At 46.4% G+C, this 11431-nt stretch carries 7 protein-coding genes and 1 pseudogene; 5 read left to right on the forward strand and 3 right to left on the reverse strand.

Annotated features, from left to right (window positions below; translation table 11 throughout):
• Positions 1-52 precede the first annotated feature (52 nt).
• From AACY42_RS18380 to AACY42_RS18400, 5 genes are all read left to right on the forward strand, one after another.
• On the forward strand, positions 53-1015 hold the full coding sequence (locus tag AACY42_RS18380; RefSeq protein ID WP_339481455.1) for a DUF4007 family protein: 963 nt from the start codon (positions 53-55) through the stop codon (positions 1013-1015).
• Complete coding sequence (locus AACY42_RS18385; RefSeq protein ID WP_163022974.1) at positions 1008-4565, forward strand: ATP-binding protein; 3558 nt, start codon at positions 1008-1010, stop codon at positions 4563-4565. The genes AACY42_RS18380 and AACY42_RS18385 overlap by 8 nt, the downstream gene beginning before the upstream one ends.
• On the forward strand, positions 4565-5461 hold the full coding sequence (locus tag AACY42_RS18390) for a phosphoadenosine phosphosulfate reductase family protein (RefSeq protein WP_122544577.1): 897 nt from the start codon (positions 4565-4567) through the stop codon (positions 5459-5461). Before AACY42_RS18385 ends, AACY42_RS18390 begins: the two co-directional genes overlap by 1 nt.
• Positions 5462-5525: 64 nt before the next feature.
• Positions 5526-7913: an ATP-binding protein gene (locus AACY42_RS18395; protein WP_339481457.1), complete on the forward strand. Its 2388-nt coding sequence runs from the start codon at positions 5526-5528 to the stop codon at positions 7911-7913.
• Entirely contained in the window at positions 7910-9844 is a 1935-nt protein-coding gene (locus AACY42_RS18400; RefSeq protein WP_163022973.1) for a hypothetical protein, read from the forward strand. The genes AACY42_RS18395 and AACY42_RS18400 overlap by 4 nt, the downstream gene beginning before the upstream one ends.
• Positions 9845-10410: 566 nt before the next feature.
• Here the strand turns inward: AACY42_RS18400 and AACY42_RS18405 are convergent.
• The 3 genes and pseudogenes from AACY42_RS18405 to AACY42_RS18415 form a co-directional block, all read right to left on the reverse strand.
• A pseudogene (locus tag AACY42_RS18405) lies at positions 10411-10539 on the reverse strand (integrase domain-containing protein); the annotation flags it as partial.
• Between the two features lie 95 nt (positions 10540-10634).
• The gene (locus AACY42_RS18410) at positions 10635-10943 is read right to left on the reverse strand and encodes a hypothetical protein (protein ID WP_339481458.1); all 309 of its coding nucleotides are present in this window, start codon (positions 10941-10943) and stop codon (positions 10635-10637) included.
• Positions 10940-11431, reverse strand: a 492-nt coding sequence (locus AACY42_RS18415) for an IS66 family transposase (RefSeq protein WP_339481459.1), incomplete at its 5' end; no start/stop codon positions are given. The genes AACY42_RS18410 and AACY42_RS18415, both read right to left, overlap by 4 nt.

The following is an 11431-nucleotide window of genomic DNA, read 5'->3' on the forward strand; positions in this document are numbered from 1 at the left end:
TCACCAGTCCGAGGGATTGTTGGCTGGCCGCTCTCGCCAGCAATGGTGTTTTATGCGCGGACTTTTATTCTCAGAATCGTACAGACCACTTTTTTCTGGTCATGAAACTTTTTCTTTAAGGCAGCTATGGCTGAAGAAAGCCATAGATCTCGTGGGTAGTGGCATATTGCTGTCTAGCCTCACGGATTTAGATAAGCCAGGAAAACGCAGTAAAAACGTTTTCAGCGACGATGCATCAATAATCGCATTGGGCGTGGGAAAAAATATGGTGGCGTCAATTCGCCATTGGGCGACGGCTTGTGATGTCGTATCCGAGGTCGATGGTGTGCCACACCCGACATTGTTCGGTGGCAGAGTCTTTGGGGCGGATGGGTATGACCCATATAGTGAGCACCCATCGACACTTTGGCTCGCTCACTGGAAGCTTGCAGGTGGGTGGGCAATGCCAGAAAATAGAACCCATAGAAGCTCTACCTGGTATTGGGTTTTTAATTATATTCATCAGCAGAGTTTTTCATCTCTAGGATTACTTAAGGCGCTGAGTGAATATGCCGTAGCAAGAAATATCCGTATTTCTCCCGCAACTCTGAAGCGTGATGTTGAGGTGTTTCTAAGATGTTACGTAGATCGTTCAGGAACTAGTGCTGTTGATGATTTTGCTGACTCAATGCTCGGCGAACTAGGGCTCATTGCAACTCAGTCTAGAGATGAATATACGCTGCGTAGAGGGCCAAAAGCGACTCTCACTGACGGCGCTTTTCTGTACGCGCTAGTCGAGTTTTGGCAAGGCTTTTCACCTCAGCAAAGTACTTTATCTTTTGAAACAATCGCTTATGAAATTGGAGCCCCTGGCCGAGTTTTTAAACTCGATGAGGATTCGGTGGCAGCCAAACTTTTAGAATTAGAGGCGCTTACCGAGGGCCGATATCAATGGTCTGATACTGCAGGTTTGCGCCAAGTGATCTGCCGTAATCCACTAAGCTTGGAAGAAGCGTTGGAGTTGGCATATGTCTAAAGGTCAATCGAATGAGGTTGAGTCTTTTGCGGGCTCGATAAATAATATTACTACTAAGGCAAAGTCCAAAAAAAATACTGCAAAACTGGCGGCTGATAACCCAATGTTGAGTGAAGTCGTTACGCTTTCTAGGCAGTTTCAGCGGGCAGTACGGCTTGATGCCGACTTTGGGAGTATTGAGGCGCTTAGAGGCTATATTTGCCAAGGCACTGCACGTAATGTTCTTGAGAGTACCGCTCGCCAAATTGTTCACTCCACGCAACGCGCGTTTACATGGACGGGACCATTTGGGGGGGGGAAGTCTTCTCTAGCTGTAGCTCTTTGCAGTCTCGTAGCCAAAAATGAATCAGTGCGGAATGCTGCTTTTGATGTGCTAGATGTAGGAGCTAATGAAGAGTCTGATATCCCTTTGGCGTTTAGTGCGACCAAGAAAGGCTGGTTGATCCTCCCTGTAGTTGGTCATCGCGGAAGCGTTATAGATGCTATCGCTACGAGCGTTGATAGTCATTCAGGAGCCAAAATCCTCTCTGAAACAAAATCAGGGTCCCGGCAACGAGTAACGTTATTACTTAAAACTCTTGCAGCTGAGGCCGCAGCAAGAGTAAGTGATGGTGTGTTGCTAGTAATAGATGAGCTTGGTAAGTTTCTCGAAGCGGCTGCGTCAGACGGTGACGATGTTTACTTCTATCAAGAGCTAGCTGATCTAGCCGGCAGAAGCGCAGGGAAGCTGGTAGTCGTAGGGATATTGCATCAATCATTTGAGCAATATGCTCATCGTTTGGGCTCTGAGTTACGCGATGAATGGCGTAAAGTGCAAGGGCGATATGTAGACATTCCACTTGTGGCTGCTACTGATGAGGTGGTGGAGCTTACTGGGCGGGCAATTCAGTCAGACTTTCCTCACCCTGAGTCTATGGTTGTATGTAAACAGGTTGCTAACTCGATTCGACATCATAGACCTAGTCTTAGTGCAAAATTCGCAGACCGTCTTGACCTATGCTGGCCGCTTCACCCTGTTACGGCCGCCCTTCTCGGCCCGATATCTAAACGTCGTTTTGGGCAGAATGAGCGCAGCACTTTTGGTTTTCTCGCTTCAGTTGAGGCATACAGCCTAAAAGAGTTTCTTCACAGTACTCCTCAGTCATCAAAGCAGACGTACACTCCGGCCGCATATTGGGACTATCTACGTACAAATTTTGAACCGAGTATTCTTGCTTCTCCAGATAGCCATCGTTGGTCTCAGAGTGTTGAAGCAGTTGAGCGTGTAGAGCAAAAACAGCTCGATGGAACATTACATCTCCAACTAATAAAGACTATTGCTTTGATCGATCTGTTTCGTCACGGATCCGGGATTGTTTGTGACGATGCGGTTCTTGGTGCCTGTTTGATTAACTGTGAAGGGGTAGTAGTTTCGCGGAGCCAGGTTCAAGAGCTACTTCAAGACCTGCGTAGATGGGCTGTCGTGGTGTACAAACGACACTTGGGGTCATGGTGTATTGCAGAAGGCAGCGATTTTGATCTAGATGAAGCGCTTAATAAAGCCTTGTCGACGATAGATGAGCCGGATCTCGCACAGCTCTCTAAGCTTGTTCATTTGAGGCCTGTGCTTGCAAAGCGGCATTACTGTAATACCGGGACTTTGCGATGGATGCTGCCCTTGATGGCGCATGCAAACAGCTTTCAGGATGGTATTGAGCGAGCTTATAAAGCTTGTGGCATTTCTCAGCAAGTATTGAGTTCGACTAGCGCTTTCGGAGCATTTCTTCTGGTAATTCCTGCTAGAGGGCAGTCGCTTCGTCAAACCATTAACACGATCAAAAACATAGATTTCCCATCGGATACACTACGGCCGGTTTTAGTTGGTGTTCCGCGTAATGGCGAGTCGATTCGTGAGTTTGGCCGCGAGCTCATGGCATATGATCAAATTTCTCGGCAGCACTCTGAGCTTGAAAATGATGCTGTAGCAAGGCGAGAGCTCTTTGCAAGGACCACGGATGTTCGGAGTCGTTTGGAGGAAGAGCTCCGTGATGCGCTGAACAACATACAGTGGGTCAACGCGGATCGATTGGGAATACAATCAAAAAGCACTTTAACTATTGGTACTAGCCTTCCGGTTTTAGCATCGGAGTTTGCTGATCGTGTTTTCTCGAAATGCCCATTACTATTTAGCGAATTGATAAACAGGGATGTACCATCTTCTAACAGTGCAAAAGCAAGAAAAGATCTTCTTTACGTAATGTTGCGTAATAGGGATAAGCCTCGACTTGGTCTAGAGGGATATCCTGCAGAGGCTGGACTGTATCATAATATACTGGAAGCGAGTGGCCTGCATCGACAGGTTCATGACGGTGAGTCGTGTTCTGAACAAGTTAAATATTGCTTTGCAGCACCAATAGATGGCGATCCCCGCGCTTTACGTGCAAGTAGTTTTATTGCGCTTTGGGAACAGGCCGTTGATTTGGTTGTAAACGCTGATTCGCCTATCTCTTTAGTTGAACTCTATAAATTATGGCAGTATCCTCCTTTTGGTGTTCGTTCTGGTGTATTGCCGGTTCTTTGGCTTGCCTTCTATCTGGCTAATCAGAATCGTATTGCCATTTATAAAGACGGCATGTTTATTTCAGATCTTGATGAGGTAAATATCGATGAAACTTTGCAAGATCCAGGGCGTTTTACTTTACGATATGTCAGAATCGACGACCATAAGAGAGAAATACTTGTTGGAATCGCGGAGCATTTAAGGCGTTTAGGTCATGCTGTTGAAGTTGAGCCTTTAGAAGCTGCTAGAGGGCTAGTCTCCCTAGTATATGGTCTTTCACCCTGGGCTCGTAGGACTCAACTCCTATCTGAGTCGACAAAGGCCGTCCGGGATACCTTGGCAAGAGCGAGTGACCCGCACAAGGTTTTGTTTGTTGATTTACCTATTTTATTTGATGGGTTGTCTGTTGCTGAATATGTTAAAGCGATAGGCGATGCTTTGGATGAAATGCAGTTAGCTTACACAAAAATGTTGTCTGATGTTTTAAGTTCGACTCTTGATTCAATTTCGGCTTCATTGGAAAATGAAGAAGAAGTTGTTGCATTGCATCACCGATCCAATACGGTTATAGGGATCTCTGGTAACCTTCAGTTGGATGCTTTCGCAACACGCCTATCTTCTCTTAACTTGAATCCAGACTCCGTAGATAGTCTTCTCAGTATGGCGGTACAAAAGCCACCTAGAGATTGGACTGACTCGGATATTGATGCTGCGTTAATTCAGCTGGCGCAGTGGGGGTTGCAGTTTAGACAGGTTGAAGCCGTATGCTCTGTACGAGATCGCGTACCTACGCGCAATGCAATCGCTATTGTATTAGGAACCGGACAAAAGGGGAAAACGGTATCTGAAAGCTTTGACGTATCTCCAAGTGAGAATAGACTAATACAAAAAATATCCACTGAAATAATGAAGAACTTCAAAGATGTCAGCCGTGAGGTCTTTCTCGCTGCTTTAGCACAAACCGCCACGAGGCTGGTAGAGTCAGAGCAGAAAAGTGAGGAGCTAGTTTAATGACAGCTTTTGTGAAGCGTCTCGAACCGTCCTCCCATGCGGAGCGGCCATCTGTGGAGCGTCATGTCCTAGGGCTTTCAGGAGGTCGTGATAGTGCCGCACTTGCAGTTTATATGCGACAACATCACCCAGAGTTAGATTTGGAGTATTTCTTTACTGACACGGGTAAGGAGCTACCTGAAGTCTATGAGTTTCTTGGCCGATTGGAAGGTTTCTTAGGGAAGCCAATTCAACGTCTAAATCCTGACCGCGATTTTGATTTTTGGCTGCGCGAATACGGAAACTTCTTACCCTCGGCTAGTACTCGTTGGTGTACTCGACAATTAAAGTTGTTGCCGTTTCGCCAGTGGCTCAAGCCGAGCCTCGCCGCCGGAGAGACTGTAACCAGTTATGTCGCGATACGATCCGATGAGGATTACAGGCAAGGTTTTTCACCAACCCAGGATAATCTAAAAGTTGTCTACCCTTTTCGCGAGGCTGGCATAGATAAGCAGGGTGTACTTGAGCTTCTTGAGGCTTCAGGGCTAGGCCTTCCAAAGTACTACGGGTGGAGGTCTCGCAGTGGCTGTACATTCTGCTTCTTCCAGCAAAAAATTGAATGGGTTAATCTCAAGCGAAAGCACCCAGATGCTTTCGAGGAAGCTAAGCGATATGAGAAAACAGCGGTAGAAAATGGCTCCCCGTTTACCTGGTCCCAAGGGGAGTCCCTCGATGAGCTTGAGAAACCTGAGCGTGTGGCTGCAATTGAGGCGGATTTTATGAAGCGAAAGCTTAGGGAGCAGGCTCGTAAGCCTGTGAATCCGTTGAGGCCTGTGGAGCTGATTGAAATCGTGGATATTGACGATCTTTTTGGCGAGGACGAAGGCGGGGGCGCATGCTTAGTCTGCCACAAATAGGTCGTACGCCGGGCTGACTAGCAGCAATTGCATGCAGTTATCACATAAGGGATGAGGGATAAGCGTGTTTAAGATCACTGCTCGTACTGTGTTAGAGCTCGGGGCGGAGCTCATTAGTTCCGATATTATCGCATTTTATGAGCTTATAAAAAACGGCTTTGATGCGAAAACAAATAATGGGATTGAAATTCGGTTCAACATTGTGTTACGACGAAATTCATTGTTGGCATTGAGGAGTAAAAGCCAGCAGTCAATTAAGAGCGGGGAGGAGTTTACCTCCTTTCGTGATGCAGCAATTTCCGAACTTACAACAGATGCTCCTGAAGATTTGTTGTTGCAGGCTCGAGCGCTTATTGAGGCTGCAACGTCGCATGAAGAAGTGCTGTCAGCGCTTCAAAAAGCCTATGACCTTAGCACTATTGAAGTCTCTGATACAGGCTCTGGGATGTCACAAAGTGACCTTTCAAATAACTTTCTTGTTATCGGTACCCCAAGTCGTAAGAGAGAGGTAGACGAAGCGTTGGCGCAAGGGGCTACTAGTACGCCATACCTTGGCGAAAAAGGTATTGGTCGACTATCTGCTATGCGCCTAGGTGAGAAGCTGAGAGTTGAAACTGCACGATCTAGCGATACTAATATTAATATATTGGATATCGACTGGAGGGCGTTTGCTGATCTTGATGCGATGCTTGAAGATATTGCGGTGGAGCCAAAAATTGGCCACGCTAAACCAACTGTTAATTGGTCTGGAACTACAATAATAATCGGAGCTCTTGCTGAAGACTGGACTGAACAGCGCGTGAGTCGTATGGTTGAATATGATTTTGCTAGGCTGACGGATCCTTTTCTTGATCAAAAAAATCGACCACGTATTGCTATCAAATGGAATAACAAGCGTCTGACCATTCCTTGGATGAGTCAAGATTTGTTAAGCCACGCGCATGCCCGGGTGAAGGGAACATATGAAATATCGAAAGGTGTACCGGCGCTAAAATGTACTCTCGAAGCGCTTGATCTCGGGTTTGATCATCCCAAGGAGGTTGATGAGGCTTTGGTCACCGCGCCCGATCTGCTTGGGGCGCTCATTGGACCGTATGGAGAAATTCCGGATTCGGCGTTAGTGACTGTAGGACCGTTTTCTTTCGAAGCTCATTGGTACAACCGAAGAAGATTGGGCCGTATCGAAGGCATTGGTGAGATGCGTACGGTAAGAGATTTGCAAGAAAAATGGTCTGGAATTCTCTTATTCCGACAAGGATTTCGGGTGTTCCCATATGGGGATGATGAGGATGATTGGCTTGCTTTGGATAGAAAGGCGTTACGTCGGTCAGGCTACACTCTGAACAAGACGCAGTTTATTGGTAGAGTGAATATTTCACGCACAGATAATCCAAATTTAGTCGATCAAACGAATCGGGAAGGGTTAAGGGAAACGCCTGAGCAGCAGGTGTTACTCGGCATTATGCAATATGTCGTACAAGATTTGATGTTCCCTTTTATGAGGAATGTTGAAAAACAATATAAGGCGCAAAAAGTAGATCTTTCTAATGCCAAAACAGAGGTTGCGAAGCTAGAAAGTCGTGCTAACACAGCCCTGAAAAGACTTCGTTCTATGCCCGCTAGCGACGATGTTAAAAATGATAAACGGGAGGCCATAGAGGAACTTGAGCAGACCCTTTTTGAGTTTTCCGAGTTTGCTCAAAATGCAAGGCAGCGTATCGAAGAAGTTGAACAAGAAAGCCGTCAGATGATTGAGATGGCAGGCGTGGGATTGATGGTTGAGGTCGTAGCACATGAACTTGCGCGTGCTGCAGAAAATGCGCTGGAAAATCTAGAGATTCTTCGCAAAAAGGATGTTACGGGTGAAGTAAGGTCAAGTCTAGAGGCTCTTCGTTCAGAAATGAAGAGCTTGACTAAGCGAGTCAGGGTTCTAGACCCTCTAAGTGTTTCCGGCAGGCAGCGGGTGGAAGTATTTAGTTTGCGCGAGCTATTAGCTGATACTGAGGCAGCTCATGAAGCTCAATTCTCTAGAGAGGGGATTAAATTTAAAGTTGACAACCCAAGAAATGATATAAAAATTAAAGCGGTTAAAGGTATGGTTGTTCAGATCGTAGAGAATTTAATTTCTAACTCTATGTACTGGTTATCTAATCGATCTGTTCGGGAAAGCTCGTTTGTTCCAACCATAAAGATATCGTTGCATGATCATCCTCCAACACTTATTTACGAGGATAACGGGCCTGGAATTGCTCCTGAAAATGCAGATAAAATTTTCAAGGTTTTTTTCTCGCTGAAAGAAAAATCCAAACGCCGCGGGTTAGGCTTATTTATTGCGCGAGAATGTGCAGAACACAACGGAGGTACTCTCATACTTGATGAGGAATCTGTTTCCACAACCGGACGATTGAATAAATTTGTTTTTGAACTTCCAGAGAGTGTTTCTATTCGATGAACGACCTTGCTGATCTTCTTGAACAGGCGGGCGTTCGCACTGCCTTAGTGGTTGATGATGCTTATGACCAAGTCCCTACTGCAAATGATCTTACTGTCGATCAGGATGAGTGGATTAATTTCTTTGAAGATCTTTCTGATGCAGATAGACGTGCCGTGTCGGAGTTCTTCCCAGAATACGATCGGATGCGTGCTGACGAGTTAAGAGTTTCAAATGAATTTATTGCAGTTCTTTGGGCTAATCGAGATGCTTTAGGTGATGGTGTAGTTGATGCCTTATTTGCACGGTATCAACACGATATGGAAACTGATTTAGCTTATCTTGAGAGTCTTGTCTCGCAGCTTGAAGCGCTTGGTTTAGCATGTGAAAAAACTGGTCGTGACTTCCAAAAGGATGCGGAGACGGTTGATTTAATTGTAATCGATTTGTTTCTTGGGTCTGGTCAAGAGCAGCAAGATATAGAAAGATCTATTGTAAATTTGAAGCAGGTGGTTGAAAAACGGGTAGGAAGGCCTCCATTAGTTGTTTTGATGTCTAGGAGTCCCAGACTTTCAGATAAACGTGAGGAGTATCGCGACCGAGCTGGGCTGTTTGAGTCCGCTTTTCGTATCATTAGAAAAGCAGAATTAATTGAGCCAAATAAACTTTCGCGCGTATTGTCTAGGCTGAGTAATCACTACAGTGATTCTTTGAAGTTGGCTGAGTTTTTATTTGCTTGGAACTCTGGAATCGAAGGTGCTCGTGAGCGTACCTCCCGTTTGATCCGTCGCTTAGATCTACCTGAAATATCTCAAGTTCGCCACTTACTTCTTGAAGCTGAAGAGGCTCCGACAGGTGGATATCTCGTCGACGTTTTTGACCGGGTTCTTCAGCATGAGCTAGAAGCTGATGCCTCTATAATTGATGCAGCAATTGCTCTGAATGACCTCACACCAGAAAAATATCCCCCTCCCTATGTAGCAGGGTCCAGGGAGCTTCAGAATCTTGTACATAGCTCTCTATTTCAACACCCAGAACGACTTCGACTGTCTGGATCTGAAAGTCGTGTTTCATTTGGTGATCTTATTCGCCGTAAACCGTTAGTTGACGGGGCGGAGGCTGAAATGCTCACCGATATTAGCGGTGATAATATTCTTGCTGTCATGTCTCCAGCATGCGACTTGCAGCGTCAGGGTGCTAAGCGAGTTCTACTTCTTGTTGGTGATGTTCGCGCACTCGTGCCGTCTGAATGGACCTATAAATCTGATTCGGCAAGGACTTCAGTTTATAAGTTTGAGGGTGGGCAGGCTTTTTGGATTAAATGGAATTTAAAACATATTGAGACTGTTTCTCATCAGCAATTAGATGTTTTACTGGGTGCGGATGGAGAGTTTGAGGTTTCTGCTCGTCTTCGCGAGTCACATGCCATTGAGCTACAACAAAAGCTGCTTGCAGATCTAGGGCGTATAGGAATGCCGGCGGCAATGCCCGCTACATTTTCCGTTGACGTATCTGTATACGTTCCTGGATTAGAAAAAAAGCCTCTGATTTTAAATGTTCCTGCTTTGGATGATACGTCTGGAGTGTGTTACGTTGGACGTGACAAGGAAATGAGACTTGTCTTGTGTGAGGAGGTTTGTGAGGCCATATGTGATGCCGTTCAGGCTATCGACTTATCTACAGTCCACCAGAATTCTCACGAGGCTCTTGAGTACCTAAGGTCTACGAGTGAGTTGTTGCTTGCTTTAGAGAAGGGTATTTCTTTACCAGGACAGGCAAGTAATGCTTGGAAGGATATTCCTTCTCCTACTGGCGCAACTAGAGAGCTTCATAGACAAATTCAACCTCGGGTTGTTGGTCTAATTGGTAACTTTGGATGTGTTGATAAATCGCTTTCAAATCCAGAATTAAACAAAGCTGGGATACTTATAGTTGTTCGCTTCCCTGAGTAATTAGCACGTTAGTGAAATAATGTATCTCCCATTTACAGTGGGTCGTTTCTTAAATATTGATTAGCCTCTATTGAGGCTGATTTTATTTTTGTTAAGTGTTGTGAGTACTATTGATGCTTTTATAAATCCTATGAATTTGTTTTTCAGGGTTTATTTAACTTTTGTATCTAATTTCCAATCCTCCGTTTTTCCCAGCCTTGAGCTGATGAGGATTGCCGTGAGCTGATATCGGTACCGCGTATGGGCTGACTTTGTTACGAGGTAGTATTCTAAGAACCATGTGAGATGTTTCAGCCTCCAGGACCAAGGATTATTTTTCCCCCACTTTTGGTAAATGATTGCTTGAATGACTCGGGCTTGTCGTAAGTGGCGTTGACGGGTCTCGTGTGAGCCGGTCACTACACCGCTCAGAAAAAGCTCCATGTCAAAAGGTCTGGTCATGCTTTGCCTCCAATTCAGCCTGAATCCACGTCGATGCGGTGATGCGTCAGCTCAAGATTGCTAGCGGGTGGCATGCGCCACGGTTAGGATGCCCACTAGGAAAAGCACCTTTTCGAATGCCTTGTTCATTTGCGGCCCCCGATGTAAGCCGATACCACGTCGATTCGACCATGCCCCAGTTCATAACTGATTTGTGAGCGGGCCTTTCGGTCGAGTTGCAGGTCTAGTTGGCTGCATCTTCCGCCGTTGATAGGTAAGCGCTCCATGAACCCCACCTGTCCAAACAGAAGGCACATAAGGCAAGGCCACCAAATCAAGCGAACGCGGAGCCCCTTCTCGGCACATTACTTCATTTTTTCGGCCTGATATCCACCACCGTCCCCGCCTGCACGTTTTTGATCGGTGACAGCAAGTGCGGTGAAATATTCCACCGCTGACTGGTGTCGGTCACCACCGTGACGGTCTTACGGTTGAACTTCATGACGGTGCCGGACAGGCGTTCACCATTGGGTGAGTCGAAGCTTACCCGAGCCCCCGGATGGAACTGCATCATTGACTTGTGCGCCTCCAACGACTCCAACATCTTCAGTCGTTCGATGATGTGGTGATTCAACGTCACTAATTCATCGACGCTCAAGTGATCAATATTGATACTCATGATGCCCTCCCATTCCAAGGCAGTAGTGCCTCAAAGTCTTCGACTGATTCAGCTTGCGGCAATCGTTCCAGCACGAGGCGTAGCCACGCATAGGGCTCTTGGCCGTTCGCTTTGGCGGTCTCGATCAAACTGTAGAGCTGCGCACTGGCTGCCGCGCCTTTGGGCGTATCGCTGAACAGCCATGCCTTGCGCCCGATGACAAACGGCTTGATTGCTCGTTCGGCGGCGTTGTTATCGATCGGTAAAAATCCAGCTTCGATATAACGCTCCAGTCGACTCCAGTTATTGCCCAGATAATGGACGGCTTTACCCAAGGCGCTTTGTGCCGTGACCTGTGGCAGGGTTTTCTCCAGCCAACTTCTTAACTGGGTGAGCACCGGCAAGCTCTGTGCTTGACGACCGGCAAAGCGCTGATCATCCGTCACGTCTTTCAAATCACGCTCAATGCCGTACAACTTATTGATCATTGCCAACGCCACATCAGCCCG

Source organism: Pseudomonas sp. RL_5y_Pfl2_73 (assembly GCF_963970515.1).
In the GTDB taxonomy this organism is placed as follows: domain Bacteria; phylum Pseudomonadota; class Gammaproteobacteria; order Pseudomonadales; family Pseudomonadaceae; genus Aquipseudomonas.